23 protein-coding genes are annotated in these 26,357 nt (G+C 68.7%); 10 read left to right on the forward strand and 13 right to left on the reverse strand.

Going from position 1 to position 26,357, the window contains the following annotated elements; translation table 11 throughout:
- A partial coding sequence (locus BM175_RS17590; protein ID WP_090965357.1) for a HAMP domain-containing protein occupies positions 1–1,289 on the reverse strand: 1,289 nt, incomplete at its 3' end.
- Between the two features lie 501 nt (positions 1,290–1,790).
- Positions 1,791–2,492, reverse strand: a complete 702-nt coding sequence (locus BM175_RS17595; RefSeq protein WP_090965359.1) for a TetR/AcrR family transcriptional regulator — start codon at positions 2,490–2,492, stop codon at positions 1,791–1,793.
- 357 nt (positions 2,493–2,849) lie between these two features.
- On the opposite strand from BM175_RS17595, the gene BM175_RS17600 reads away from it, so the two are divergent.
- Genes BM175_RS17600 through BM175_RS17610 form a run of 3 tightly spaced genes read left to right on the forward strand, consistent with a single transcriptional unit; the run spans position 2,850 to position 8,151 of the window.
- Positions 2,850–3,956, forward strand: a complete 1,107-nt coding sequence (locus BM175_RS17600; protein WP_090965491.1) for an efflux RND transporter periplasmic adaptor subunit — start codon at positions 2,850–2,852, stop codon at positions 3,954–3,956.
- The gene (locus tag BM175_RS17605; RefSeq protein ID WP_090965361.1) at positions 3,953–5,032 is read left to right on the forward strand and encodes an efflux RND transporter periplasmic adaptor subunit; all 1,080 of its coding nucleotides are present in this window, start codon (positions 3,953–3,955) and stop codon (positions 5,030–5,032) included. The genes BM175_RS17600 and BM175_RS17605 overlap by 4 nt, the downstream gene beginning before the upstream one ends.
- Positions 5,029–8,151, forward strand: a complete 3,123-nt coding sequence (locus BM175_RS17610; protein ID WP_090965363.1) for an efflux RND transporter permease subunit — start codon at positions 5,029–5,031, stop codon at positions 8,149–8,151. The genes BM175_RS17605 and BM175_RS17610 overlap by 4 nt, the downstream gene beginning before the upstream one ends.
- A gap of 8 nt (positions 8,152–8,159) precedes the next feature.
- On the opposite strand, the gene BM175_RS17615 is transcribed toward BM175_RS17610, so the two are convergent.
- From BM175_RS17615 to msuE, 10 genes are all read right to left on the reverse strand, one after another.
- Positions 8,160–8,612: a 6,7-dimethyl-8-ribityllumazine synthase gene (locus BM175_RS17615; protein ID WP_090965365.1), complete on the reverse strand. Its 453-nt coding sequence runs from the start codon at positions 8,610–8,612 to the stop codon at positions 8,160–8,162.
- A 43-nt stretch (positions 8,613–8,655) separates the two neighbouring features.
- Complete coding sequence (locus BM175_RS17620) at positions 8,656–8,865, reverse strand: dodecin (protein WP_055888766.1); 210 nt, start codon at positions 8,863–8,865, stop codon at positions 8,656–8,658.
- Positions 8,866–8,891: 26 nt separating this feature from the next.
- Positions 8,892–10,139 carry an SfnB family sulfur acquisition oxidoreductase gene (locus tag BM175_RS17625; RefSeq protein WP_090965366.1) on the reverse strand — a complete coding sequence of 416 codons (1,248 nt, stop codon included), beginning with the start codon at positions 10,137–10,139 and terminating at the stop codon, positions 8,892–8,894.
- Positions 10,140–10,161: 22 nt separating this feature from the next.
- Entirely contained in the window at positions 10,162–10,944 is a 783-nt protein-coding gene (locus tag BM175_RS17630; RefSeq protein WP_090965368.1) for an ABC transporter ATP-binding protein, read from the reverse strand.
- A 66-nt stretch (positions 10,945–11,010) separates the two neighbouring features.
- Complete coding sequence (locus BM175_RS17635) at positions 11,011–12,378, reverse strand: ABC transporter substrate-binding protein (RefSeq protein ID WP_090965370.1); 1,368 nt, start codon at positions 12,376–12,378, stop codon at positions 11,011–11,013.
- Positions 12,379–12,450: 72 nt separating this feature from the next.
- Positions 12,451–13,500, reverse strand: coding sequence for a branched-chain amino acid ABC transporter permease (locus BM175_RS17640; protein WP_090965372.1), 1,050 nt, complete (start codon positions 13,498–13,500; stop codon positions 12,451–12,453).
- A 3-nt stretch (positions 13,501–13,503) separates the two neighbouring features.
- Positions 13,504–14,403: a branched-chain amino acid ABC transporter permease gene (locus tag BM175_RS17645; RefSeq protein WP_090965374.1), complete on the reverse strand. Its 900-nt coding sequence runs from the start codon at positions 14,401–14,403 to the stop codon at positions 13,504–13,506.
- Positions 14,403–15,278 (reverse strand): ABC transporter ATP-binding protein, encoded by an 876-nt coding sequence (locus BM175_RS17650; RefSeq protein WP_090965376.1) that lies wholly within the window; start codon positions 15,276–15,278, stop codon positions 14,403–14,405. Before BM175_RS17650 ends, BM175_RS17645 begins: the two co-directional genes overlap by 1 nt.
- A 56-nt stretch (positions 15,279–15,334) precedes the next feature.
- Complete coding sequence (sfnG, locus tag BM175_RS17655) at positions 15,335–16,441, reverse strand: dimethylsulfone monooxygenase SfnG (protein ID WP_090965378.1); 1,107 nt, start codon at positions 16,439–16,441, stop codon at positions 15,335–15,337.
- 28 nt (positions 16,442–16,469) lie between these two features.
- Positions 16,470–17,048: an FMN reductase gene (gene msuE, locus BM175_RS17660; protein ID WP_090965381.1), complete on the reverse strand. Its 579-nt coding sequence runs from the start codon at positions 17,046–17,048 to the stop codon at positions 16,470–16,472.
- 498 nt (positions 17,049–17,546) lie between these two features.
- Here msuE and BM175_RS17665 point away from each other — a divergent pair, with 498 nt between their 5' ends.
- The 7 genes from BM175_RS17665 (at position 17,547) to BM175_RS17695 (ending at position 24,921) form a co-directional block, all read left to right on the forward strand.
- Positions 17,547–18,350: a MetQ/NlpA family ABC transporter substrate-binding protein gene (locus BM175_RS17665; RefSeq protein WP_090965383.1), complete on the forward strand. Its 804-nt coding sequence runs from the start codon at positions 17,547–17,549 to the stop codon at positions 18,348–18,350.
- 48 nt (positions 18,351–18,398) lie between these two features.
- Complete coding sequence (locus tag BM175_RS17670) at positions 18,399–19,529, forward strand: methionine ABC transporter ATP-binding protein (protein WP_090965385.1); 1,131 nt, start codon at positions 18,399–18,401, stop codon at positions 19,527–19,529.
- Positions 19,522–20,175, forward strand: coding sequence for a methionine ABC transporter permease (locus BM175_RS17675; protein WP_090965387.1), 654 nt, complete (start codon positions 19,522–19,524; stop codon positions 20,173–20,175). The genes BM175_RS17670 and BM175_RS17675 overlap by 8 nt, the downstream gene beginning before the upstream one ends.
- A gap of 154 nt (positions 20,176–20,329) precedes the next feature.
- A complete protein-coding gene (locus tag BM175_RS17680; RefSeq protein WP_090965389.1) occupies positions 20,330–21,742 on the forward strand; it encodes an LLM class flavin-dependent oxidoreductase in 1,413 nt (470 codons plus the stop codon).
- The gene (locus tag BM175_RS17685) at positions 21,742–22,287 is read left to right on the forward strand and encodes a flavin reductase family protein (RefSeq protein ID WP_090965391.1); all 546 of its coding nucleotides are present in this window, start codon (positions 21,742–21,744) and stop codon (positions 22,285–22,287) included. Before BM175_RS17680 ends, BM175_RS17685 begins: the two co-directional genes overlap by 1 nt.
- A gap of 34 nt (positions 22,288–22,321) precedes the next feature.
- Positions 22,322–23,494: an FMNH2-dependent alkanesulfonate monooxygenase gene (ssuD, locus tag BM175_RS17690; RefSeq protein WP_090965393.1), complete on the forward strand. Its 1,173-nt coding sequence runs from the start codon at positions 22,322–22,324 to the stop codon at positions 23,492–23,494.
- Positions 23,491–24,921, forward strand: a complete 1,431-nt coding sequence (locus BM175_RS17695; RefSeq protein WP_090965395.1) for an FAD/NAD(P)-binding protein — start codon at positions 23,491–23,493, stop codon at positions 24,919–24,921. The genes ssuD and BM175_RS17695 overlap by 4 nt, the downstream gene beginning before the upstream one ends.
- A 395-nt stretch (positions 24,922–25,316) precedes the next feature.
- Here the strand turns inward: BM175_RS17695 and BM175_RS17700 are convergent, their stop codons facing one another.
- Positions 25,317–26,354, reverse strand: a complete 1,038-nt coding sequence (locus tag BM175_RS17700) for an ABC transporter substrate-binding protein (protein WP_090965397.1) — start codon at positions 26,352–26,354, stop codon at positions 25,317–25,319.
- Positions 26,355–26,357 lie beyond the last annotated feature (3 nt).

Here is a 26,357-nt window from a genome sequence, read left to right on the forward strand (position 1 = left end):
TCGATCTCGGCCATCGCCGCCACCGCGCGGCCGACGATCTCGCCGCCCCGCTCGGCCTCGCGGCAGGCGGTGGACGCCGACTGGCGGGCGGCATCGGCCCGGGCCGCCGTCTCGCCGACGCCGCGCGTCACCTCTCCGAGCGCTGCCACCGTCTCCTCGAGGCCCGCCGCCTGCTGCTCGGTGCGCTGGGAGAGATCGCCCGCCGCGACCGTGATCTCCGACAGGCCTGAGCGCATCGCGCCGACCGCCTGGACGACGTCGCCGATGGTCGCCTCGAGCTGGGCCACCGACTGGTTGAACTGGGCGCGGATCGGCTCGAACTCGGGCGCCACGGCCTCGCCCATGCGTACCGTCAGGTCGCCCGCCGACAGGCGCGCGAAGCCCGCCTCCACCGCATGCACGAAGGCGCGAAGATCGTCGGCCTTCGCGTTGTCGATCGCCTGCTGGCGCTGGAGGCTCTCGCGCTCGCGGCTTTGTCGCTCGCTTGCCGCTTCCGCCTCGCTGCTCGCCCTGGCGGTGAGGAAGGTCTGGAAGTCGCGAACGGCGCGCACGATCTCGCCGACCTCGTCGCGACGGTCCGCGCCATGGAGGCGCACGTCCAGATCTCCGCCGGCCAGAGCGCGCATGTTGCTGGACAGGACGCGGATCGGGCGGGAGACGGCGAACGCGACAAAGGCGGCAAGGCCCGCCGAGAACAGGAGCCCGACGCCCATCAGCGCCAGAAAGATGCGCTGGCTGAGCGACTGGATGCCGTCGGCCTTCTGGTTCTCTCGAACGACCATCCCGTCGATCGCGTTGGAGGCGGCTTCCATGCGTTCGGCGAGCACGTCGAACCGGTGCACGAAGTCGTCGAGAACGGGCTGCGCGACCGTTTCGCCGCGCCCGATACGGTCGATGATCGTGCTGGCCGCCGCGCTGTAGTCCTGCAACGGTGCGGTCAGGGCGTCGAGGACGCCGCGGATTTCGGCTGCGGTGGCAAGTTGGCGGTTGCGTTCGATGGCTGCTTGAAAGTCGGCCACGTGTTCCGCGGTCTCCGCGCGCACCTTCGCCAGGTCGATCTTGTACTCGCCTGTCTGCCCGACGATCGCGGACAGGACGTCGGCGCGCAAGGCGTCGTGCATCATGTCGGCCTGCATATGGTTCTGCATGATATCGCCAGCCGTATCCGACGCATCGAGCGCGGCGCCGAGCCGACCCGTCGACCAGAGCCCCAGACCCATGCCCCCGACGATGAGGAACAGCACCGCAACGCTGATCGCCAAGAGCTTCTGCCGAACGGTCCGTAGCATTGCCATCCCCGAGACGTGTGGAAGATCATTCCAATCGTCGCACGATAAACTTAAGACTTTAGCCAACTGAAAAGTGCGCCCGAGGTGTTGCGCGGTAGATCGGACGTTTGCCGGAGAGGCAGCGGGGCGGCACCCGAGAGAAACCGTCGCGCGATCATCTTGGACGTTGCACGGCAGGTGCGTCTGGACGCCTTCGGTGGCGAGAAAGGCGAGGCGGGCGCCTCGATCCTTCGACTTGCCGAAGGCGAGCCCTGCGTCCGCTCGCCCGCCGGACGCGGCAGCCGAAGCGCTGCGCGCGGCATCCTTCGCTGCCTTCGATCAGGCGGTCCCGGCCGTCATCACCCTTGCGGTCGAGCCAACGCTGGCGACCGCAGCCGCGATCGGCATCCCGGGACGAGAGGAGAGGGCGGAGACCCGCGCGGCGCCGGGCCCGACGTCGGCTGAGCGGCTTCGCCGTCTGCGAGGTGCGTCTCGTCCTTCGGCCAGCGCTGGACGTTGCGGCTAAATGGGCGTCCGGCGGAGGTATCCGTTCAGGAAGACGTCGACGCGTTCCGCCGTCGTGGCCACGTCCTCGTCGGTGACATGGTTCGGCTCGACGCCGAAGTTTGCGGTCCTCATGCGTTCCATGACGGTGAAGCCGAGGAAGTGCTCGGCGACCTTGTGCGGATCGGCTTCCCGGATCTCGCCCCGCGCTTGCGCTTCGGCGATGAAGGGCACGATGAGATCGGCGGCCGATCGACGCGCGCCCTCGTAGGTCTTGATCAGGCCGGGAAACTTCGGCGTTGCCGCGATCATCAGGCGGTCCAGCGCGACCACATCCGCGCGGATGGCGTAGGACAGGAGGTCCAACGCGACGCGTGTCAGGTAATCGTGGAGATTCTCGTCGGGGCGCCTTCCGACCTTCGAGCGAGCGTCGAGGATGATTTCGTTGACGAGAACGCCGACGACCGCGCGGAAGAGATCCTGTTTCTCCCCGAAGCGGGCGTAGAACGTCTTCTTCGACATTTTGCCGATGGCGCAGATCTCGTCGATGCTGGTCTCCTCGAAGCCCTTCTCGATGAAGAGGCGCCGCGCGATCGACAGGATCAGTTCAGTCAGCTGCTGGGCTTCCTGCGGTGAGGGCCGTCCGCGCGTCCTCGATCCGACCTTCATCGGCGGTGGCGGGGTTCGGTCGGCATCTGCCGGTTGCTTGCTGTGCGGCATTGGGACGCGTCGTGGATGCTGGAAGGCGGGTGGGCTCTGTCGCTGCGGGTGCGCGACGAAGGCGCGGGGGGCGGGATTCGGAACGGGTCTAGCCGACTTAGGGCAGTTTATCGAACGGTCGCGTATCAATCCTGTTGGCTGAAAGACGAAACGGGGGAACAGATTGCCGCGAGAGGGCGCGTGGTTTGTCGTCTGGCCCGTCACCCCGCTCCATTGAAAAGGAACGGAGACGTAGCATATGACCGCGCTCAATGGGGGGCCGGCGGCGGCGGGCCGGGGTCGAGCGGAACGAGCGTCGCTGGCCCCGTCTCGCCCCGTGGGGGCATCGTCATGTCTTGGGGGCCGATGCGGATGGGCATGCCGCTACGTTTGATCACGGGCTATCGACTGCGCCGGGCGATGCTCGGGGCGGTGGTGCTCGGTGCGCTGACAGCCTGTGTTGACAAGGCACCCGCACCGGAACAGAAGCCGGAGCGGGTCGCGACCGAGGTCGTCAGTTTCGAGCCGACCGCGGCGGATCTGTCGCTGACGGGGTCGGTCGCGGCACGCGTCGAAAGCCAGCTGTCGTTCCAGATCAACGGCCGCGTCGTCGAGCGCTTCGTCGATGTCAGCGACCGCGTGCGCGCCGGGGATCTCTTGGCCCGCCTCGATCCGGCCCAGCAGCAGGCGGACGTCGAGGCGGCGCAGGCCAGTGTCGCCTCGGCGGAGGCGACGTTCGATCAGGCCCGCACCACTTTCCAGCGCCAGCAGCAGCTCCTCGAGAGCGGGTCCACCACGCGAAGCAGTTTCGAGAACGCGCGCGAGGACCTTCGCAATGCGGAAGGCAGCCTGAACAGCGCGCGCGCCTCGCTGGGCAACGCGCGCGAGCAGCTGACCTTCACGGAGCTCAGGGCGGATGCCGACGGCATCATCACCGAGCGGCGCACCGAAACCGGTCAGGTCGCCGCGGCGGCCCAGCCCGTCTTCACCCTGGCCCACGACGGCGAGCGCGAGGCCGTGTTCGACGTCTACGAGGCGCTTCTCCTGGACGAGCCTTCGCCGTCGACCGAACTGACGGTGCGGCTGGTGAGCGATCCCGCCGTCGAGGCGAAGGCGCGGGTCCGTGAGATCTCGCCGACATTCGACGATCGGACCGGAACGGTTCGCGTGCGCCTGACGCTTCTGAACCCGCCGCCGCAGATGGGGCTGGGTGCGGCCGTCGTCGGGGTCGGGCAGGGACGCCGGCAGGATCTTGCGATGCTGTCGTGGAGGGCGCTGACGGCTGACGCCAAGGGGCCGGCCGTGTGGGTCGTCGACGAGACGACGCGCGCGGTCTCGCTGCGCTCCATCGAGGTCGACAGCTACCGGACGGGCTACATTCTCGTCAAAGCGGGCCTGAAGCCGGGGGAGCGGGTCGTGACGGCCGGATCCCAGCTCCTGCGCGAAGGCCAGGTCGTCGACGTGGCGCAGGACGCTTCCGCATGATCCGGCTCCGACATCTCGCCCTTGCGCTGGCGGTCGCCGCACTTTCGGCCTGCAGCGAAGGCGAGGAACAGCCGGCCGCTCCTCCCGTGCGTCCCGTCCTTTCGATCGTCGTGGAGCGGTCGGCGCGGGCCGAGCCGACATTCGCCGGTTCCGTCGAGCCGCGCTATTCGCGCGACCTCGCATTCCGCATCGCCGGACGTGTCGTCAGCCGCGACGTCGACGTCGGCGACACCGTCGAGGCGGGGGAACTCCTCGCCTCCCTCGATCCGCAGGCGCAGGCCCTGTCCGTCCGCTCACTGCAGGGCGAACTCGCCGCGGCCGAGGCGCAGGCGGAGAACGCCCGCAAGACCCGGGACCGGCAGGTCGCGCTGGTGCAGCTGAACGCCAGTCCGCAGGCGCAGCTCGACAGTGCGAACCAGCAGCTGGCGAGCGCCGAGGCCGCTGTCAGCAGTCGCCGCTCCGCCCTCGACAAGGCGAAGCAGGAACTCGGCTACACCCGCCTCCTGTCCGAAACCGATGGGATCGTCACCAGCGTCGCGATCGAGGTCGGCCAGGTCGTGGAAGTCGGCCAGGCCGCGATCACGGTGGCTCAGGCCGATGTCCGCGAGGCGGCCGTCGATGTCCCCGACGAATATGTCGGCTCGCTTGGCGTGGGCCAGCCGTTCCGGGTCTCCCTCCAGATCGATCCACGCCAGGAAGCGGCCGGAAAGGTCCGCGAGATCGCACCGCGGTCGGATTCGGCCACCCGCACGCGGCGCGTCCTGATCACCCTTCTCGATCCGCCACCGTCGTTTCGCGTGGGCACGACGGTCGATGCAAGGCTCGACAGCGGGAGCGAGGGGGAGATGCGGCTGCCGGAGACGGCCCTTCTGAAGGCCGGCGACGGAGCCTTCGTCTGGGTCGTCGACGAAGCGGGGCCGAAGGTCACCCGCCGGCCGGTCACGTTCGAGGCGACCGACGGCGGCGATATCCGCGTCACGTCCGGCCTCGATGCGGGCATGCGCGTCGTCACGGCCGGCGTGAACTCGCTCGAGGAAGGCCAGGCGGTGAAGATCGAACAGGAGCTCGTGCGTTGAAGGGTTTCAACCTGTCGGAATGGGCCCTGCAGCATCGCTCGCTCGCCTGGTACTTCATGATCGTCTTCGCGGTGGCGGGCGCTCTCTCCTACCTCAACCTCGGCCGGGAAGAGGATCCCAACTTCACCATCAAGACGATGATCATCCAGGCGAACTGGCCCGGCGCCAGTCTCGAGGACACGGTCAATCAGGTCACCGAGCGGATCGAGAAGAAGCTCGAGGAGCTTCCGCAGATCGACTACACCAAGAGCCTGACGTCGCCGGGCTCGACCACCGTCTACCTCTATCTGCTCGACACGACGCAGGCCGAGGACGTGCCGCAGCAATGGGTGCGGGCGCGCAACCTCATTCGCGACATCCAGCCCGAGATGCCCTCGGGCGTCCAGGGTCCCTTCTTCAACGACGACTTCGGCGACGTCTACGGCAACATCTACGCCCTCACCGCGGACGGGGTCTCCCCGCGCCAGCTGCGGGACTATGCCGAGGCGGCCCGCGCCAAGATCCTCGGCGTGCCGAATGTCGGGAAGGTCAACCTGATCGGCGCGCAGGACGAGGTGATCTATCTCGAGTTCTCGGTTCGCGAGATCGCGTCCCTCGGCCTCAGCCAGCAGACCATCATCGATGCGCTGGCCGCGCAGAATGCGGTGGTGCCATCCGGAACGATCGATGCCGACGGCGAGCGCATCACGGTGCGCGTCAACGGCCAGTTCGCCTCGGAAGACAGCCTGCGCAACGTCAATCTCTGGATCAACGACCGCTTCTTCCGCCTGTCCGACGTCGCAAGGATCGTGCGCACCTACGAGGACCCGCCGCAGGCGCTGTTCCGCTACAAGGGCGAACCGGCCCTCGGGCTGGCGATCGGCATGAAGGCGGGGGCGAACCTCCTCGAGTTCGGAGAGGCGCTGTCGACCGAGATGCGGGCCGTCGAGGCCGAGCTTCCGATCGGCGTCGGCCTGCATCTGGTCTCCGACCAGCCTCACGTCGTCGAGGAGGCGGTCGGCGGCTTCACGACCGCCCTTGCCGAAGCGATCGTGATCGTTCTGGCAGTGTCCTTCGTCAGCCTCGGCCTGCGCGCCGGATTCATCGTCACCCTGGCGATTCCCCTGACCCTCGCCATTACCTTCATGGTCATGGAGTATGCGGGCATTTCGCTCCAGCGCATTTCGCTCGGCGCCCTCATCATCGCGCTGGGCCTCCTCGTCGACGACGCGATGATTGCCATCGAGATGATGGTGGCACGGCTGGAGGTGGGGGACGACCTCCACAAGGCGGCGACCTACATCTACACCTCGACGGCCTTTCCCATGCTGACGGGAACGCTCGTCACGGTCGCGAGCTTCATGCCCGTCGGGCTCAACAGCAGCGCCGCCGGCGAGTTCACCTTCACGCTCTTCGTCGTGATCGCGGTGTCGCTCATCGTGTCGTGGATCGTCGCCGTCTTCTTCATGCCGGTCCTCGGCGTGACGTTCATGCCCAAGTCGATGAAGAAGCATTCCGAGAAGCGGGGCTGGCTCGGGCGGGTCTTCGCCGGGCTTCTTCGGTTCTGCGTGCGCTTCAAATGGCTGACGATCCTCGTCACGGTCGCGCTCTTCGCCGGCTCGATCTTCGGCATGGGCTTCGTCCAGCAGCAGTTCTTCCCGACCTCGGACCGACCGGAGGTGATCGTCGATTGGACGGCCTCGCAGAACACCTCGATCCACGAGACGCGCGCGCAGATGGACCGCTTCGAGGCGAACCTGCGGGACGATCCGGACGTCACTTACTGGTCGTCCTATGTCGGCCAGGGGGCGGTGCGCTTCGTCCTGTCCTTCGACGTGCAGCCGTCGAGCCCGAACTACGGCCAGATCGTCATCATGACGCCCGACGTCGAGGCGCGAGACCGCGTGATCGCCAAGCTCCGCGACATCGGCGAGCGCGAGTTCGTGGGAACCGACGTCTTCGTCCATACGATGGACCTCGGCCCTCCCGTCGGGCGGCCGATCCAGTACCGCGTCAGCGGTCCGGATCTCGAGGCGGTCCGCGAACGGGCACAGGAGGTGGCCGGCATCGTCAGCGGCAATCCCAACATGGGCCGCGTGACGATGGACTGGAACGAGCCCGCACGCGTGGTCAAGGTGAACGTCCTGCAGGACAAGGCCCGCCAGCTCGGCATTTCCTCACAGGACATCGCCTCGGCGCTCGGCAACGTCGTCGGCGGCACCACGGCCACCCAGATCCGCGATGCGATCTATCTCGTCAACGTCGTCAGCCGGGCGAGCGACGAGGAGCGCAACTCGATCGAGACGCTGCGCAATCTCCAGCTCAACACACAGGACGGCCGTGTCATCCCGCTCGCCGCCGTCGCCACCTTCGACTACGAGATGGAACAGCCCTTCATCTGGCGACGCGACCGCGTGCCGACGATCACCGTCAAGGCGACCGTGATCTCGGACGTGCAGCCTGCCACGATCGACCAGGAACTGGCGCCGCAGATCGAGGCGCTGCGCGCCAAGCTTCCGGCGTCCTACTCGATCGCCGTCGGCGGCGCGGTCGAGGAGAGCGCCAAGGGGCAAGGGCCGATCGCAGGCGTCCTGCCGCTGATGCTCCTGACGATGACGACCATCCTCATGTTCCAGCTGCAGAGCTTCCAGCGGCTCTTCATGGTCGTCGCCGTCGCGCCGCTTGGCCTCATCGGCGTCGTCGCGGCGCTGGTTCCCTCGGGCGCGCCGCTCGGCTTCGTCGCCATCCTCGGCGTGCTCGCGCTGATCGGTATCCTGATCCGCAACTCGGTGATCCTCATCGTGCAGATCGAGGACCATATCCGCGAGGGGTGGGGCCGCTGGGACGCAGTGCTCGATGCCACGGAGCACCGCATGCGGCCCATCCTGCTGACGGCCGCCGCCGCCTCGCTCGCCCTGATCCCGATTTCGCGCGAGATCTTCTGGGGGCCGATGGCCTTTGCCATGATGGGCGGCATCATCGTCGGAACCGTCCTGACGCTCCTGTTTCTTCCTGCGCTCTACGTCGCCTGGTTCCGCATCAAACCGAGCGAGACGGGGCACCCGGACGGACATGGCGAGACGTCGAAGGATCGGTCGCCCGGAGCCGAAGGCGGACACGCCGCGCCGGCGCCGGGCTGAGCGGGCAGCTAGGCGGCAGCTACGGGGAGAGGGGCCAAGCGCCGGCGCTGGGCCACGATCGCCAAGGCCGCTCGGGCGGCCTCGCGCCCCTTCTCGACGAAGTGCTCCCGGAAGATGCCGCGATGGTGGTCGGTTTCCTGGTAGTGATGCGGCGTCAGCGAGACCGACAGCACCGGCACGCCGGTATCGAGCCCCGCGCGCATCAACCCGTCGACCACCGCCTGCGCCACGAAGTCGTGGCGGTAGATGCCGCCATCGACCACGAGCGCGGCGGCCGCCACCGCGTCGTAGCGGCCGGTCGCGGCGAGATCGCGCGCCATCAGCGGCAGTTCGAAGGCGCCGGGAACGTCGAAGACGTCGACCCGGGTGGACGGGATGATCTCGGTGAAGCCGAGAAGCGCACGGTCGACGATGTCGGCGTGCCACTGCGCCTTGACGAAGGCGAAGCGGGATTCGGGCATGGAACGCTCCGTTGGATGGCTGTGACGGCGGGCCTTGGCGCCGTCAGCTCTCGAGGGTGAAACCGATCTTCAGCGTCACCTGGTAATGGGCCACCTTTCCGTCCTCGACATGGCCGCGGGTCTCCACGACCTCGAACCAGCGGATGTGGCGCAGCGACCGGGAGGCGTCGCCGATCGCGTTCGAGATCGCATCCTCGATCGAGACCGGCGAGGAGCCGACCACTTCGACGAGCTTATAGCTGTGTTCCGACATGGGACAATCCTTCGAAGGGGAGACAATCAGCTCCAGGCGTGGAGGGGCGGGTTGACGCCGTTGAGGGCGTATTGGCCGACGATCGCGTATTTCCAGCGCACGGGATCATGCAACGTGTGGGTGCGGGCGTTGCGCCAGTGGCGGTCGAGGCCGTGCTCGGCGAGCGTCGAGCGCGTGCCGGCGAGCTCGAACAACTTGTTGGTCGCCTCGATCGCGATCTCGGTCGACAGGATCTTGGCCTCGGCCGTCGCGACTTGGGCGGCCGCGACACTCTCGGCGGTCGGGTCCGCGACCGCGCGGTCCACCGCGTGGCCGGCCAGGTCCTGCAGCGCCTGCGCGGCGTGGAGGCGCACGGTCAGCGAGCCGACGGCCTGGATCGTGTAGGGATCGTCGGAGGCGCGCTCCAGTCCGGAATCGACCCAGGCGCGCGACTTCGTGCGCACGAAGTCGATCGTGTCCTCGATCGCGGCACGCGCGATGCCGGTGTCGACGGCGACCTGGATGATCTGGAAGATCGCGCCGTCGGCCGTCGGCACTTCGTAGCCCTTGTAGCCCGGCACGAGATGGGTCTTCGGCACCTTCACCCCGTCGAGGATGACCGTTCCCGACAGGGTCGTGCGCTGGCCGAAGGCGGACCAGTCGTCGATCACGGTCAGGCCCTCGGCGTTCCGATCGGCGATGGCGTACCAGGCGCGACCCTCCTCATCGAGCGCCACGATCGGCACGAGATGGGCCAGGAGGGCGCCGCTCGAGTAGAACTTGCGACCCGTCACAACCACGTGGTCGCCGGCATCGACGAACCGCGTCTCGAAGTCGGCGGCGCGCCTGGAGCCGAACTCCGAGAAGGCGTTGCCGAAGCGCACGCCCTTCATGACCTCGGAGAAGAGAAGCGCCTTCTGCGCCTCGTCCGAGACGGTGCGGATCGCGGCCACGACGCCGAGATGGTTCTGCGTGATCTGCCCGATCGAGGGGTCGGAGGCCGAGACGATCTCGATCACCTTGGCGAGCGTCGCGTAGGACACCTCGGGACCGCCGAAGGCTTTGGGCACGTTGATCGACCAGAGGCCGGACTGCGAATAGGCGTCGAGCTCCTCGACCGGCCAGATGCGCTCGGCGTCCCGCCGGGCGGCGCCGGGACGGATGCGCTCGGCGATCGCGTGGGCGACCGCGATGGCCTCCGCGTCGTCCCGGATGATGTGGGCGGGCGTGGTCGGGCGCGGCACGCCCGGAACGGCTTGTCCGGCGGCTTCGATCTTCTGTCCGGCGATCGTCATGGGACGGCTCCTTGTCGTCAAATCAGGGATGGGATGCTTTGGCCGGGGCGGCAGACCCGAGGCCGAGGTAGAAGGCGCGGATGTCGTCTCGGGCGCGAAGCTCGGCGGCGGTGCCGGCCAGGACGGATGCGCCGTGCTCGATGACGACCGCGCGATTGGCGTGGCGTAGCGCGACCGCCGAGTTCTGCTCAGCGACGAGGATCGACAGCCCGTCGCGGCGGTTGAGCTCGGTGAGCGCGTCGAAGATCGTCTCGACGACCTTGGGCGCCAGCCCCATCGACGGCTCGTCGAGGACGAGAAGGCGGGGGCGGCCCATCAGGGCGCGGCCGATCGCCACCATCTGCTGCTCGCCGCCCGACACGAGTCCGGCGGCGAGCCGGCGCTTCTCGGCAAGGCGCGGGAAGGTCGCGTAGACGCGGGCGAGATCCTCGGACGCCTCGGTTCGCGAGGACCCGCGGCCGATCGCACCGGTCACGAGGTTCTCCTCGACGGTGAGCGACTTGAAGCAGTGGCGCCCCTCGAGCACCGGCACGAGGCCGCGGCGCACGAGATTCCCCGGCGAGAGGGACGCGGTGTCCCCGCCTTCGAAGAGGATGCGCCCGTCCGTCAGCCGCCCGCGTTCGGCCTTGAGGAGGCGTGACACCGCCTTCAGGATGGTCGACTTGCCGGCCCCGTTCGAGCCGAGGATCGCGACGATTTCGCCGTGTCCGACGGCGAGCGAGACGCCGGAGAGGGCAAGGATCGACGCATCGTAGACGGCGTGGACTGCCTCAAGCGCAAGGATCGGCGGTGCGGCGACGGACATGCGGGCCTCCGATGGTTCGGAAAAAGGGGCGGGAGCCGCGAAGGGGACGCGGCTCCCTTCGCCGCGCTACTGCGCGGCTGCCTGCTTGCCGCTCGCCACGGTCTCGGCGTCGGCGGCGGTGCGCAGCGTGATGCCCTTCTCGGCGGCATAGGCTTCGGCGGATTTCTCGATGATCGGGCGAAGCAGTGCCCAGTCCGGCGCGATCCAGTCGGAGACGACGTTCCACCTGGCGCCGTCCCATTGCTGGAAGGTCACGTAGCCGTCGCCCTCGTGGTTGTCCCAGGTGACGTTGATCGAATGGAAGAGGTCCTTGGCGCCCAGCGCCTCGACGCGGGCGGGGTCGAGCTGCAGGTGCTCGAAGCCCCAGCGCACCTCGTCGCCCGTCAGCGTGCGCTGGCCGAACTTCGCTTGAGCGATGCGGATGGCCTCGACATTGAGGATGCCGTTGACGATGCCGAGGTTGTGGTAGACCGAGCCGATGCGCTCCTTGTCGGCGAGGTTCCCTTCGCCCTTGTCGTAGAGCGTGCGCACGATCTCCTGCACCACGGGATAGCTGTTGCCCGAGGCCTGCGTCGTGATCGCGGTGTAGCCCTTGGCGGCATCGCCCGCCGGCTTCACGTCCTCCTCCGAATTGGACCAGACGTTGCCGACGATGTGGTCGACGGGAAAGCCCGTCTTCTGGGCCGTCTTCAGCGCCACCGGGTTCATCACGCCCCAGCCGCGCAGGACGACATAGTCGGGCTTGGCGCGCCGGATCGTCAGCCACTGCGCCTGCTGCTCGTTGCCGGGGTGGGGCACCTCGATCTGGGTCAGCGTGAAGCCGTACTTCTCGGCGAGCAGCTCGTATATCGGGATGGTCTCCTTGCCGTAGGGCGAGCCGTGGTAGAGGACGGCGATCTTCTTGCCCTTCAGCTTGTCGAGCCCGCCCTCCTTGGAGGCGATATAGTTCACGATGCCCGACGTCTCGCTGTAGGGGTTGAGGAGAAGCGGGAACACGTAGGGGAACACGCGGCCGTCGGTGCTGTCGGTCCGGCCGTGGTTGATGGTGACGAGCGGCACCTTGTCCTGCGTGATCCGATCGATCATCGCATAGGCGATGCCGACCGAAAGCGGGTTCCAGGCGGCGATGTTCGGCTCGTCCTTCAGGCGCTCGTAGACCTCGACGCCCTTCTCAACCTCGTACTGCGTCTCGCCCTCCGACCAGGTGAGCTTGACGCCGTTCACGCCGCCGTCGCGGGTGTTGATGAGGTTGAGGTAGTCGATGAAGCCGCCGAAGAAGCCGGTGCCGCCGGCGGCATAGGGCCCGACGCGGTAGCTCTGGAGCGGGAAGTACTGCTCGTCGGCGCGCGCCGAACCGGGGACGGCGATGCCGAGGGCGGTGAGGGCGAGCGCGGTGGCGAGGGCCGCGGTGCGCAGGCGTTTCAGGCTTGTCATGGGACAGACTCCAGCTGTGGTCCGAAGCGACACCGCTCCGGCTCCCTTGTTGTTCGGGTTGTCGGTGGGGCGTCAGGCCGCGGGGCGAAGGCGCCGCGTCAGTCGGTCGAGAAGCGCGGCGAGGCCGTTCGGCTCGAGGATCAGGAAGGCGATGATCAGGGCCCCGAGGATCATCCGCTGCGTCATCTCCAGCGCGCCGCTGTCGAAGACGCCGCCGAAGAGGAACTGGCCGGCGCGCGACAGGAGAAGCGGGAAGACGACGATGAGCGCCGCCCCCAGAAAGGCGCCGCGAAGGGTCGCAAGCCCGCCGATGATGACGATGAAGAGGATCTGGAACGAGCGATCGAGGTTGAAGCCGTGTGGCTCCACGGTGCGCAGGTAGGCGAAGGCCCAGAGCGCGCCGGCGACGCCGATCACGAAGGACGACAGGGCGAAGGCGAGGAGCTTGGTGCGCAGCACCGGCACGCCGATGATGCGGGCCGCCGCCTCGTCGTCGCGCACGGCGATGAAATCGCTCCCGGTGGCCGAGTTGACCAACCGCCACGCGAGGGCGGTCAGGCCGGTGACGAGCGTCAGGGCGAAGAGGTAGCGCTCGACGGGCGAGGCGAAGGTGTATCCGGCGACCCGCAGCACCGGCGCGTCGATGACGCCGGAGGCGCTGCCGTTGGAGAACCAGCCGAATTTCGTCAGCGCCCAGGCGACGAAGAACTGCGCGGCCAGCGTCGAGACCGCGAGATAGAAACCGCGCAGGCGAAGGCTCGGCAGCCCGAAGACGAGGCCGACGGCCGAGGCCGAAAGGCCGCCAAGCGCGATCGAGGCGAGGATGGGCAGGCCGGGAACCCGGAGGTCGAAGTTGAACGCGGCGAACGCGCCGACCGCCATGAAGGCCGCCGAGCCGAGCGAGAGCTGCCCGGCATAGCCGGTCAGGAGGTTGAGCCCGAGCGCGGCGAGGCTGAGCGCCAGGAACGGGGTGAGGAGGGCGTCGAAGAGGTAGTCGGTGCCCACGAACGGTACGACGCCGTAGGCGACGATGAGCGAGGCGAGCGGAAGGAGGGGGACCTGCAGGCGGGGTTGGACCGCGGGTTGGCCGATCGCGACGCTAGCTGCAGCGATGGTGGACATGGGTCAATACCTCTCCACCGCCGGCTTGCCGAACAGGCCGCCGGGACGAACCAGAAGGAAGGCGAGGGCGACGACATAAGCGAACCAGCTTTCGATGCCGCCGCCGAAATATTCGCCGAGATAGACCTCCGCGAGCTTCTCGCCGGCGCCGATCAGGAGGCCGCCGACGATGGCGCCGAGGATCGAGTCGAAGCCGCCGAGGACGAGGACGGGCAGGGCCTTCAGCACCACCAGCGACAGCGAGAACTGGACGCCGAGCCGCGCGCCCCAGAGAAGCCCCGCGACGAGGGCGACGACGCCGGCCGCCATCCACACGCTCGCCCAGATCACCGGTAGCTTCAGCCCGACCGCGAGCGCGGCGTAGGTGTCGTCGGCCACGGCCCGGAAGCCGAGCCCGATACGGGTCCAGCGGAAGAAGGCGATGAGGGCGGCGACCAGCGTCGCGGCCGTCCCGGCGGCGAAGAGGTCGAACTGCGAGACGAAGACGCCGCCGACGTCGAAGGGGATGTCCTCGATCCCGAGGTCGAGGGCGTGGACCTGTGTGCCCCAGAGGAGCTGTGCGGCGCCCTCGATCATGTAGGACAGGCCGAGCGTCGCCATGAACAGCGTGATCGGCGGCCGGTTGGTGAGCGGGCGCAGGACCGCGCGCTCGATCGCGAGCCCGAGGAGCGCCATCACGAGGAGCGTGGCGACGAGCGAGAGCGCGAAGGGCACGCCGCGCTCCACGAGGCTGACGAAGGTCAGCGCCGAGAAGAGGAGCATCGCCCCTTGCGCGAAGTTCAGGACGCCCGACGTCTTGTAGATCAGGACGAAGCCGATCGCGACGAGGGCGTACATGACGCCGGACAGGAGCCCGCCGACGAGCACCTCCGTGAAGAACAGCCAGTCGAAACCGTCGGTCATCACGCGGCCTCCGCGTGGACGGTGCCGAGATAGGCGTCGATGACCGCGGGATCGGTCGAGACGGCAGCGGGCGTGCCGTCGGCGATCTTGCGCCCGTAGTCGAGGACGGCGACGCGATCGGACAGGCTCATGACGATGCCGACGTCGTGCTCGATGAGGACGATCGTGCAGCCGAGGCGGGCGTGGGCCGCCCGGATGTCGGCTGCCATCTCGGCCTTTTCCGTCGCGGTCATGCCGGCCATCGGCTCGTCGAGGACTAGCACCCTCGGCCGCGCGACGAGCGCGCGAGCGAGCTCGACCCGCTTCTGGAGGCCGTAGGGCAGGGCGCCGGCCGGCCGATCGGCGATCGCGCCGAGCCGCAGCTCCGCCAGCACCTCGTCCACCGCCCAGGCCACGGCGCGCGCGTCGCGGCGCGCGCCGGGCGTCCCGAGGACGTTGCCGAGCCAGGTGGCGCGTCGGCGGTGGGCAAGGCCGGTGGCGACGTTGTCGCGCACCGACAGGCCGCGGAACAGGGCGAGGTTCTGGAAGGTCCGCGCGAGCCCAAGATGCGCCAGCCGGCTCGGCCTGACGCGGGCGAACCTCTCATCACCGATCCCGATCTCGCCGCGATCGGGCCGGTAGAGGCCGCTGAGGACATTGACCAGCGAACTCTTGCCGGCGCCGTTCGGGCCGATGATCGCGCGGATCTCGCCGGGACGCACTGCGAGGTCGATGCCCGACAGCGCGCTGACGCCGCCGAAGGACAGCGAAACGCCGGACAGGGCGAGCGCCGCACCGCCGCGCTCGAGGTGTGCGACCTGCGGTTCGGCCCGCACGCCGGACTGGTCGGACGGCGCAGCAAAGCCCTGCGCGACATCCAGAAGGAAAGCCGTCATCTCGGTGGTCCTGACGATGGGAGGGGTCGGCCGCCCGTCCGGCGGCCGATGCGGGGCTATTCGGCCGCGATGGCCCGGGCCTCGCCCGCGGCTTCCAGCTCGCGCACGAGCGGGATCACCGTGCGGCCGAAATACTCGACCTCTTCCTTGAAGTGGAGGAAGCCGAGAAGGATCAGGTCGGCCCCCGCCCGCTTGAGGGCCACAATGCGCTCGGCGACCTGGAGCGGCGTGCCGATCAGGTTGGAGCGGAAGCCGTCATTATACTGGACGAGGTCGGCGAAGGTGGACTTCGCCCAGTTGCCCTCGCCCTCGGGAGACGCCTTGCCGGCGTTCTTCACCTCGTGGCCGAAGGCGTTGACGGCCTCCGGGTTCGCCTTGGCGACGATCTCGTCGCGCACCGCCATCGCCTCCTCCTCGGTGTCGCGGACGATCGCGAAGGCGTTGATGCCGACCTTCACCGAACGGCCGTTCTCGGCGGCCTTGGCCCGGATGTCCTGAACCTGCGCGGCGAGCCCTTCCGGCGTGTTGCCGTTGGTGAAGTACCAGTCCGACACGCGAGCGGCCATGTCGCGCGCGGCACGCGACGAGCCGCCCTGGAAGATTTCCGGCTGCGGATCGACGGGTTTGGGCTTCAGCGCGTAGTCGTTGAAGCGGTAGAAGTCGCCGCGGAAGGAGAAGGTGTCCTCGTTCCACACGCCGCGCAGCGAGCGGATGAACTCCTCCGACCGACGATAGCGCTCGTCGTGATCAAGCCAGTGCTCGCCGATCGCGTGGAACTCGCCGCGGAACCAGCCGGACACGATGTTCACGGCAACGCGCCCACCGGTCAGGATGTTGATCGTCGAGAGCTGCTTGGCGGCGAGCGCCGGATTCCACGGGCCGGGAAGGATGGCCGCGATGACCTTCAAGCTCGTGGTGTTCGCCAGGAGGTGGTGGCTGAACGAGACGCTCTCGTGCTGCTCGTCGGCGCCGTAGCCGGCCGTGAAGCGGATCTGGCTGAGGGCGTAGTCGAAGCCCGCCGCCTCGGCGACCTGCGCCAGCTCGACGTTGTATTGCGGATCGTGGCTCGTGCGCTGCTCGATGTTCGAGATCACGAGACCGCCGGACACGTTGGGTACCCAGTAGGCGAACTTCGTGGGCTGGTTGTCGTCGGAATGGCTCATGTCGGTTCTCCCTGGCGGAACGGTTGGATCAACCGCCGATGGCGATCGGGGCGGGGACGGCGGTCGGGGCGCGGCGCTGCGCCGCGATCAGCTGAGCGGCCTCGCGCGCGGCGCGCTCGACGCGGGCGGCGATGGCGGGGTCGGTGAGCGCGAAGCTCTCGAAGTCGGCCTCGGTGGCGTAGAGCGTCGTCGGCAGCGTCAGCGCGCCGAAGAAGGAGAGGAGCGGGCGAAGCTGGTGCTCGGTCACGAGGCCATGCAGCGTGCTGCCTCCGGTCGCCGCGAGCACGACGGGCCGGCCGGAGAGGGCCCGGTGATCGACGAGATCGAAGAGGTGCTTGAGGGCGCCCGTGTAGGAGGCCCGATAGACCGGCGTGCCGACGACCAGCGCATCGGCGGTCTCGATCCGCTGGATCAGGTCGCGGCCGGTCTCGCCGAGGGCATCGCGCTCCAAGGCCGAAAAAAGGTGGGGGGCGGCATCGACGAGTTCGATCACCTCGCCCGTTCCGCCGAGCGCTCGGGCGATGCGATCGGTCAGTTGCGCAACCAGCGTCGTGGTGCGCGATGGGCGGCGGACGCTGCCGGAGATGCCGAGAATGCGGACGGTCATGAGCGGAACCCTTCAGGTCGCTGGATGCCTGAAAGCTTACGCGGCTATTATCTACTTCACAGGTAGATTTTATTGATTTCGATGGCCGGGACGCAAATTTCGGGCGGCCGATCGGATGAACGGGAGCATAAGGCAAGCCGGTCGATGTTGCGGATCGAGGGCCGCACCGTTCTCGTTCGACAGAATAGCTTAAGGCGTCGAGTTCGCGCGTATGCGCGCGGCTCCCGTATGCCCGTGCAGCCGGGGGACCAGATCGAAGCCGGCCGCGCCCGGCCGCCCGCGGCGATCTATCTAAGGCCCTGCTGCGGCGCTCAGGGCGTGCTGCATCCCTCCGGCGCCGAGAGGTTCAGGACGCCGAAAAAGGAATCCGTCCCGTCCGACAGAAACAGAATAATATACTTTGTCGGTAGATATTGAAGGCTTACCCTGATGACATGTTCGACGCCGTCAGCACGGCGCGGGCTGATGCCACCCACCGCAAGCTCGAGCCCGGAACCTATGAAGACGCTTCTTCTCGCCAGCATCGCCACCGCCGTCCTCGGGCTGTCCTCCCTGGCCCATGCCGACGCCCTGAAGGTCGGCGTCACGCCTGGCGCCTATGCCGATTCCGTCGCGGCGGCCGCGGAGGAGGCGAAGGCCGAGGGGCTCGACGTCGAGGTGGTCGAGTTCTCGGACTGGACGACACCCAACATCGCGCTCGCGGCCGGCGACATCGACGTCAACTACTTCCAGCACAAGCCCTTCCTCGACAACGCCGTGGCGGAGCGCGGCTACGAGTTCGCCGAGGTGGGCACCGGCACGCTCGCCAATATCGGGCTCTATTCGTTGAAGCACAAAAGCTTCGACGAGATCCCCGAGAACGGAACGGTCGCCATCGCCAACGATCCGGTGAACCAGGGGCGCGGCCTCCTGCTTCTGGGAAAGGCGGGCCTCATCAAGCTGAAGGACGGCGTCGGCTTCAAGGGCACGCTCGACGACATCGTCGAGAACCCGAAGAACCTCAGCTTCACCGAAGTCGAGGGGCCGCAACTCGTGCGCGTCACCGGCGACGTCGACCTCGCGCTCGGCTATCCGCACTTCATCGTCGCGGCCAAGGCCTTCGATCCGGCGAGCGGCCTCATCTATTCCGGCATCGACGACCGCCAGTTCGCGATCCGCTTCGTGGTCGCCAAGGACCGCGCCGCGGACCCGGACATCGCGAAATTCGTCAAGATCTTCCAGACCTCGCCCAAGGTTCGCGAGGCGATCGGCACGGCGTTCGCCAACGATCCGAAGCTCTACACGATCGCCTGGGAGAACTGAGGCCCCGGCCCGCCGCCCGTGTCCCGGTTCCGATCCGAAGGTAATGTTATGTCCGAACTCGCCCTTCCCCTCGCCCGATCGGGTTTTGCCGCCTCGCTTCCCCCGTTCGCGCGCGAGGCGTCGAGGACGGCGGAGCGCCCGCTCGCAGGTCGTCGCGCCGGTTCGGTGCGTTTTGAGGGCGTCGGCAAGACCTATCGCGCCGCGTCCGGCGACGTCAGGGCGCTCGGCGGCATCGACGTCGAGGTGCCCGAGGGCTCGGTGTTCGGCATCATCGGCCGGTCGGGCGCGGGCAAGTCGAGCCTCCTGCGGCTGGTGAACCGGCTGGAGGAGCCGACCGAAGGCCGCGTCCTCGTCGACGGCGAGGACGTCTCAGCGCTCGGCACCGACGCGCTGGTCGCCTTCCGGCGCCGGGTCGGCATGGTGTTCCAGCACTTCAACCTCCTATCGGCCAAGACCGTGCGCGAGAACGTCGCCCTGCCGCTGCGCGTCGCCGGCGCACCGCGTGCCGAGATCGACCGGCGCGTCGCCGAGGTGCTGGCGCTGGTCGGGCTCGAAGGCAAGGAGGGCGTCTATCCCTCGCGCCTGTCGGGCGGGCAGAAGCAGCGCGTCGGCATCGCGCGGGCGCTGGTGTCCGAGCCGGAGATCCTTCTGTGCGACGAGGCGACCTCGGCGCTCGATCCCGAGACGACGCTGCAGATCCTCTCGCTCCTGAAGGACATCAACCGCACGCTCGGCCTCACGGTCATCCTGATCACCCACGAGATGAGCGTGATCCGCGAGATCTGCGACCGCGTTCTCGTGCTCGACCGCGGCGAGGTCGCGGAGACCGGGCCGGTCTGGCAGGTGTTTGGTCGGCCGGCTCATCCGGCGACGAAGGCGCTGCTCGCACCGCTGACGCGGGGCCTGCCCGACGATCTCGCAGCGCGCCTGTCGCTGGAAGCGCGCGGCACGGACGACGAGGAGGCGCTGGTCGAACTTCGCTATCTCGGCACGTCGGAGCCCGACCTCGCGCTCCTCGCCGCGCGCTTCCCCGGCGGCCTGCGCCTCGTCGACGCCGCGATCGAGCGGATCGGCGGTCATACGCAGGGGCGCCTCCTCCTGGCAGTCAGGCTCGGGTCCGAAGGGCTCAAGGTGAACGCCATCCCGAACACGCAGGCGAAGGTTCTCGGCTATGTCTGACGCGATGATCGCGCGCCTCCAGCAGGCGCTTCTCGACACGCTCTCGATGGTCGGCATCTCGGCGGGGATCGCGCTTCTGGCCGGCGTTCCGCTGGCGCTCTTCCTCGTCCTCTCGTCGCCGGGCGGCATCGTGGCGGCGCCCGTGGCGCACCGCGTCCTGTCGGCGATCGTCAACGGCTTCCGCGCGACGCCCTTCATCGTACTTCTCGTCGCGCTCCTGCCGCTCACACGGTTTCTGACCGGCACCACGATCGGCGTCTGGGCGGCGATCGTCCCGCTGTCGATCTCGGCGACGCCCTTCTTCGCGCGCATCGCGGAAGTCTCGCTGCGCGAGGTGAACGGCGGCCTGATCGAAGCGGCGCAGGCGATGGGATGCCGGCGGCGGCACATCATCCGCCACGTCCTCCTGCCCGAAGCGCTGCCGGGCCTAGTCGGCGGCTTCACGGTGACGCTCGTCACCATGATCGGCGCCTCGGCCATGGCCGGGGCGGTGGGGGCCGGAGGGCTCGGGGATCTGGCGATCCGCTACGGCTACCAGCGCTTCGACACGACGTTGATGTTGGTCGTCATCGTCATCCTGGTGGCGCTGGTCTCGGTGGTGCAATTTGCGGGCGATTTCGCCGTCCGCCGCCTGCGCGCTCGCTGACCGGGAAAACGGCGATGAACCGCTTCCACCCGCTCGTGCCTGTCGCGGCGACCCTCTTCCCGGCCTCTCGACGTGGCGGAAGAGCGCCCGCGACCATACCTTCCCTGCGCACCGTTGCCCGTCGCGCCGCGGCGCGACCCGAGGAGCACACGGCATGACGGCCCGCAAAGAGATCCTTCTGAACGCGTTCACGATGAACTGCGTCGGCCACATCAACCACGGCCTGTGGACGCATCCGCGCGACCGGTCGCAGGACTACACGACGATCGGCTACTGGACCGAACTCGCCCGCACGCTGGAGGCCGGTCTCTTCGACGCCGTGTTCATCGCCGATATCGTCGGCGTCTACGACGTCTATGGCGGCTCGATCGACCTGACGGCGCGTGAAGCGATCCAGTTGCCGGTGAACGACCCGACGCTGCTGGTGCCTGCGATGGCCGCCGTGACCGAGCATCTCGGCTTCGGCGTCACGGTCAACACGGCGGTCGAACATCCCTACACCTTCGCGCGCCGCTTCTCGACGCTCGATCACCTGACGGACGGGCGGATCGGCTGGAATATCGTCACCGGCTATCTCGACAGCGCAGCCCGAGCCGTCGGGCGCGATGCCATGGCCGAGCACGACGAGCGCTACGATCGGGCGGACGACTATCTCGACTTCCTCTACAAGCTCTGGGAAACGAGCTGGGACGAGGACGCCGTGCGCCGCGACAAGGACGCGCGCGTCTTCGCCGACCCCGCCGCGATCCACGAGATCCGGCATGACGGTCCGTACTACCAGGGGCGGGGTTATCACCTGTCGGAGCCCTCGCCGCAGCGCACGCCCGTCCTGTTTCAGGCCGGCACCTCGGGCCGGGGGCAGCGCTTTGCCGCGCGCCATGCCGAATGCGTGTTCATCTCGGCTTCCGACCCGGAGGCCGCGCGCCGCACCGCGCGCGAGCTTCGTGCGGCCGTCGTCGCTGCCGGGCGTCAGGCCGACGACATCCGCATCTTCGTGGGTCTCAGCGTCGTCACCGGCGCGACGGACGCCGAGGCCGAGGAGCGACTTCTCGACTATGTCGCCCATGCCAGCCCGGAGGCAGGTCTTGCGCATTTTGCGGCCGGCAGCGGCATCGATTTCTCGCGCTACGGCCCCGACGACGAGATCGCCTACGGCCCGACCAACGCCATCCAGTCGACCACCGCCGCGGCACGCCGCAAGGGCCTGTCGAAGCGCCAGCTCCTCGACGGGCTGAAGCTCGGCGGCCGCTATCCGCTCCTCGTCGGTTCCGGCGACACGGTGGCGGCCGAAATGGCGCGCTGGGTGGACGAGGGCGAGATCGACGGGTTCAACCTGACCCGAACCGTCGTGCCGGAATGTTGGCACGATGTCACCCGCTTCGTGGTTCCCGCCCTGCAGGCGAGGGGCCGCTACAAGACCGCCTACGCCGAAGGCACGCTGCGCCGCCGCCTTTTGGGCGAGGGTGATCGCCTAGCCCCGCGCCATGCCGGCGCGTCCGCCCATCTGTCTGCGCGCACGGCGTCTGCCGCCGCGCCTGCCTCCCATCTGTCGCTCAAGGTCTCGTGATGTCCGTCACCGCTCCCTTCATCCGCAGCCATTTCCACGCCGGCAAGCTGGCCGCGCCCCCGGCCGCGCCCGGCCTCAAGGATGCGATGCGCCACCTCGTCGGCGGTGTCTGCGTCGTCACCGCAGGCACCGGCGCGGATCGGACGGGCGCCACCGTCACCTCGGCCCATTCCCTGTCGATGGAGCCGGAGACCATGCTGGTCTCGCTCAACCTCTCGTCCTCGACGCTTCCGGTGGTCCGTCGCTTCGGCCACTACGGCGTCAACCTCCTGGCGGCACACCAGGAGGGCGTCGCCGACCGCTTCGCCGGACGTGGCGGCGCCAAGGGCGCCGACCGCTATCTCGGTGCCGACTGGACCATCCTCGAGACCGGCGCGAGCCTTCTCGAAGGGGCGCTCGCCGTGGTCGACTGCGAGGTCGAGCGGATCATCGAGCACCATAGCCACGCGCTGGTCTTCGGCGCGGTCAGGGCCGTACGCCTCGGGGCGGGCGATCCGCTCGTCTACAGCCACGGCCGCTACGGCGCCTATCGCGCGGCCGTCTGACGCCCGGCGCATCGATCGAGGAGGTCCCGAGCCCATGCCCCATTCCATTCCCGACGCCATCAACGTCCTCTGGTTCCTGCCGACGCACGGCGACAGCCGCTATCTCGGCACCAGCGAGGGCGGCCGGTCGGTCGATCTCCCGTATCTCAAGCAGATCGCGCAGGGCGCCGATCAGCTCGGCTATTACGGCGCGCTGCTGCCGACCGGCCGCTCCTGCGAGGATTCCTGGGTGATCGCCTCGGCGCTCGCGCCGCTGACGGAGCGGCTGCGCTTCCTGGTGGCCGTGCGTCCGGGCCTCCAGTCCCCGACGCTCGCCGCGCGCATGACGGCGACCCTCGACCGGATCTCCAACGGCCGGCTCCTGATCAACGTGGTGACCGGCGGCGATCCCAAGGAGAACGGTGGCGACGGCATCTTCCTCAGCCATGCCGAGCGCTACGAGGTCACGCGCGAGTTCCTCGACATCTACAAGCGCGTGCTCGCTGGCGAGACGGTCGAGCACGAGGGCAAGCACTTCCGCATCTCGGACGGCCGGCTGCTCTTTCCGCCGGTCCAGACGCCCTATCCGCCGCTTTATTTCGGCGGGTCGTCGGAAGCGGCCAACGACGTCGCGGCCGAACAGATCGACAAGTATCTGACCTGGGGCGAGCCCCCGGCGCTCGTCGCCGAGAAGATCGAGACCGTGCGCGCGCTGGCGGAGAAGAAGGGGCGCGAGGTCTCCTTCGGCATCCGCCTCCACGTGATCGTCCGCGAGACGACGACCAAGGCCTGGGAAGCGGCCGACGACCTGATCAGCCGTCTCGACGACGCGACCATCGCGCAGGCGCAGGAGGTCTTCTCGCGGATGGACTCGGTCGGACAGGCCCGCATGAGCCGCCTCCACGGCGGCCGGCGCGACAAGCTGGAGGTCAGCCCGAACCTGTGGGCGGGCGTCGGCCTCGTGCGTGGCGGCGCGGGCACCGCGCTGGTCGGAGACCCCGACACGGTGGCGGAGCGGATCGACGAGTACCGCCGCCTCGGCATCGACAGCTTCATCCTGTCGGGCTACCCGCATCTCGAGGAAGCCTACCGTTTCGGCGAACTCGTCCTGCCGCGGCTGCCGCTGGCCCATCCGCTGCGCGCGCGCTCGGCGGGGGTCAACACCGGCCCCTTCGGCGAGACGATCGCCGGCGACAGCCGCCCGACGCGGATCGCCAGCCAGTCGTGACGACGCTCGCCATCATCGGCGGCGGTTTCACCGGCGCGGCCGTCGCCTACCATCTCGCGCGGTCCCCGGCGAGGCGGCGGGCGCAGATCGTCGTCGTCGAACCGCGCGAGGTGCTGGGGGCGGGGCTCGCCTATTCGACGCGCGATCCCGCCCACCGCATCAATGTGCCCGCCGACCGGATGAGCCTCGACACGCAGGACCCGGACGCCTTCGCGCGCTGGCTCCGGGCGACCGGCACTATCGCGGACGATCCGGACGCCGTGAGCGCGTCGGGCCAGGCCTTTCCGCAGCGGGGCCTCTTCGGGCGCTACGTCGCCGATGCCCTCGCGCCCTTCGTCGCGAGCGGCCGGATCGTCCACCGCCGCACGGCGGCCGAGGCGATCGCGCGCCGTCCCGACGGGACGTTCGACGTCGCTCTGGCGGACGGGGTGCTCCATGCCGATCTCCTCGTCGTGGCGACGACGCATCCGCCGCCGGCGGTGCCGGCGGCGCTGCGCGCCCTGTCCGGCGATCCGCGCTTCGTCGTCGATCCCGGCGAGCCGGGCGTGCTGGATTCGGTGCCACGCGATGCGCGCGTCCTCGTCGTCGGCAGCGGGCTGACGGCCGCCGACATGGTCGCCTCGCTCGACCGGCGCGGGCATCGCGGCCCGATCCTCATGCTGTCGCGCAACGGCTTGCGCTCGCGCGGCCACGCCCCGTCGGCGGTCGAACCCTTCGGCGACTTCACCTCGGCGCCGGCGCGTACGGTCCGTGAACTGACGCGCAACACCCGCTACGCCATCGACGAGGCGGCCGCGATGGGCATCAGCTGGCACGCGGTGCTCGACGCCCTGCGGACGGGAGGGCCGACGATCTGGAGCGCTCTTCCCGAGCGGGAACGACGCCAGCTCGTGCGTCGGCTGCGCAGCTTCTGGGACGTCCACCGTTTCCGGATCGCGCCGCAGGTGGCCGCGGTCCTCGACCGCGCGCAAGGGGAGGGGCGGCTGCGCCTCGTCGCAGCCTCGCTCGTCTCCTCGCAGTCGGGGCACGCGGGGCTCACCGTGGCCTATCGACCGCGCGGCGGACGGGCGATCGAGAACCGGGACTTCGACATCGTCGTCAACACGACCGGCCCAGCCCATCGCGCCGTCGTGGAGCGAGAGCCGGTTCGCTCGCTCTTCGAGGCGGGTCTCATCGATCTCGACCGTGTGGGTCTCGGCCTGCATGTCGACGCCGAGCACCGTGCCCTGCGCCGGGACGGCTCCGTCGTGCCCGGTCTCTTCATTGCCGGACCGCTGGCTCGCGGCACGTTCGGCGAGTTGATGGGACTGCCGCAGGTCACGGCCCATGCCGAACTCGTCGCCCATATCCTCGGCCAACAGCTGGAAGCCTGCGAAGCGGCTGACCGTCCGCGCATGTCAGGTGCCCGCTCTCGAAGCGGGCCGTAGCGACGGGTGACGACGGCCGCTTCGGCGAGGGCAGGGGCGACGCTTGTCGATCGACGCTCGCTGCGACCTCTTCGGTCTTCGTGGTCCGGACCGTTGGCAAAAGGGATGCCGGCTGTGGCGAGGCGGCACGATCGAACATCCTTCAGACCACCCCGTGTCGAATCACGGCGCGACAACGCACGGGTGGCGTGAGGCTGCGACGGGCAAGCGGCGCGGCCGGACCCTCAGGGCGTCTACGCCAAAGGCCGTTCCACTTTGAAGTTCACTTTGTCGCTCATGTCGAGAACCGCGGTATCGACGGTCGGGGCCGGTCCTTCCGCTTCCATGGTGAGGATCGGCCGATGCTATCGATCGACGACCCCCGCCATGATGCGAACCCGTGCCGGAGCTCGCGTCTAACTGCCGCTTCCGGCCGCGGCTTCCTCGAAGAAGAAGTCCTTCCACGACGCCGCCTCGTTCTTGAGGACGCCCAGCTTGTGCAACTCGCGCGCGTAGACTTCGGTCTTCTCCGGCGTGATGGTGAAGTCGTTCTCGGGGTCGTTGATGATCTCCAACACGAGTTCGGGCGAGAGCTTGGAGTTCTGCTGGCGAATGAAGGTCTCAGCGGCGGCGTCCTTGTTGGCGGCGATCCAGCCGGCAGCCTCGCCGAGGGCCGCGTAGAGCGCCTTGTAGGTCTTCGGGTTCTCGTCGTGGAAAGGCGCGGTGGCATAGAGGACGTTGAACGTCGCCGGCCCTCCGAGGATGTCGTAGGAGCTCAGGACCTTGTGGACCGCGGGGTTGGCGGCGAGCGCCTGGTAATAGAAGGGCGCCGAGGAGAAGTGCGAGTTGATCTCAGTGCCGCCCGCGACCAGGGCGGCCGTCGCGTCCGGATGGGGCAGGCTCACCGAGATGTCGTCGAACTTCTTGAAGTTCTCCGCGCCGAACTGCCGGGCGGTCTCGATCTGCAGCGTGCGCGACTGGAAGCCGACGCCCGCGGCCGGGACGGCGATGCGGTCGTTCGGTCCGAAGTCGGCCAGCGTCTTCACCGCCGGGTTGTTGGTGATGAGGTAGTTCGGCAGCGAGCCCAGCGACGATACCAGCTTCACCTCTTGGCCGCTGCCCTTGGTGCGGTCCCACATCGTGAGCGCCGGCGGAACGCCGGCCGATACGATGTCGAGCGAGCCGGACAGGAGCGCTTCGTTCATGGCCGTCGCGCCGGAGATGCTCGCCCATTCGACCGCGATGTCGATCCCGGCCTCGCGGCCATGCTTCTCGATCAGCTTCTGGTCCCGGACGACGTCAAGGATGAGGTAGGCGATGCCGAACTGCTGGGCGATGCGGATCTTGCCCTCCGCCAGCGCTGCCGAGGGAAGGGCGGCCAGCAGCGCGGCAAAGGTCGTTGCCGCGAGGAGAAGCCTGCGACAGGTGGGGATGCGGTCGGGACGCGAACTCATGGG

This window comes from Aureimonas phyllosphaerae (assembly GCF_900113065.1).
GTDB lineage: Bacteria > Pseudomonadota > Alphaproteobacteria > Rhizobiales > Rhizobiaceae > Aureimonas > Aureimonas phyllosphaerae.

Bases quoted from the DNA above. Each gene is read 5' to 3' on its own strand.
- BM175_RS17595 (WP_090965359.1), bottom strand. From the start codon at position 2,492: ATGCCGCACAGCAAGCAACCGGCAGATGCCGACCGAACCCCGCCACCG.
- BM175_RS17600 (WP_090965491.1), top strand. From the start codon at position 2,850: ATGCCGCTACGTTTGATCACGGGCTATCGACTGCGCCGGGCGATGCTC.
- BM175_RS17605 (WP_090965361.1), top strand. From the start codon at position 3,953: ATGATCCGGCTCCGACATCTCGCCCTTGCGCTGGCGGTCGCCGCACTT.
- BM175_RS17615 (WP_090965365.1), bottom strand. From the start codon at position 8,612: ATGCCCGAATCCCGCTTCGCCTTCGTCAAGGCGCAGTGGCACGCCGAC.
- BM175_RS17620 (WP_055888766.1), bottom strand. From the start codon at position 8,865: ATGTCGGAACACAGCTATAAGCTCGTCGAAGTGGTCGGCTCCTCGCCG.
- BM175_RS17625 (WP_090965366.1), bottom strand. From the start codon at position 10,139: ATGACGATCGCCGGACAGAAGATCGAAGCCGCCGGACAAGCCGTTCCG.
- BM175_RS17630 (WP_090965368.1), bottom strand. From the start codon at position 10,944: ATGTCCGTCGCCGCACCGCCGATCCTTGCGCTTGAGGCAGTCCACGCC.
- BM175_RS17635 (WP_090965370.1), bottom strand. From the start codon at position 12,378: ATGACAAGCCTGAAACGCCTGCGCACCGCGGCCCTCGCCACCGCGCTC.
- BM175_RS17640 (WP_090965372.1), bottom strand. From the start codon at position 13,500: ATGTCCACCATCGCTGCAGCTAGCGTCGCGATCGGCCAACCCGCGGTC.
- BM175_RS17645 (WP_090965374.1), bottom strand. From the start codon at position 14,403: ATGACCGACGGTTTCGACTGGCTGTTCTTCACGGAGGTGCTCGTCGGC.
- BM175_RS17650 (WP_090965376.1), bottom strand. From the start codon at position 15,278: ATGACGGCTTTCCTTCTGGATGTCGCGCAGGGCTTTGCTGCGCCGTCC.
- sfnG (WP_090965378.1), bottom strand. From the start codon at position 16,441: ATGAGCCATTCCGACGACAACCAGCCCACGAAGTTCGCCTACTGGGTA.
- msuE (WP_090965381.1), bottom strand. From the start codon at position 17,048: ATGACCGTCCGCATTCTCGGCATCTCCGGCAGCGTCCGCCGCCCATCG.
- BM175_RS17665 (WP_090965383.1), top strand. From the start codon at position 17,547: ATGAAGACGCTTCTTCTCGCCAGCATCGCCACCGCCGTCCTCGGGCTG.
- BM175_RS17670 (WP_090965385.1), top strand. From the start codon at position 18,399: ATGTCCGAACTCGCCCTTCCCCTCGCCCGATCGGGTTTTGCCGCCTCG.
- BM175_RS17675 (WP_090965387.1), top strand. From the start codon at position 19,522: ATGTCTGACGCGATGATCGCGCGCCTCCAGCAGGCGCTTCTCGACACG.
- BM175_RS17680 (WP_090965389.1), top strand. From the start codon at position 20,330: ATGACGGCCCGCAAAGAGATCCTTCTGAACGCGTTCACGATGAACTGC.
- BM175_RS17685 (WP_090965391.1), top strand. From the start codon at position 21,742: ATGTCCGTCACCGCTCCCTTCATCCGCAGCCATTTCCACGCCGGCAAG.
- ssuD (WP_090965393.1), top strand. From the start codon at position 22,322: ATGCCCCATTCCATTCCCGACGCCATCAACGTCCTCTGGTTCCTGCCG.
- BM175_RS17700 (WP_090965397.1), bottom strand. From the start codon at position 26,354: ATGAGTTCGCGTCCCGACCGCATCCCCACCTGTCGCAGGCTTCTCCTC.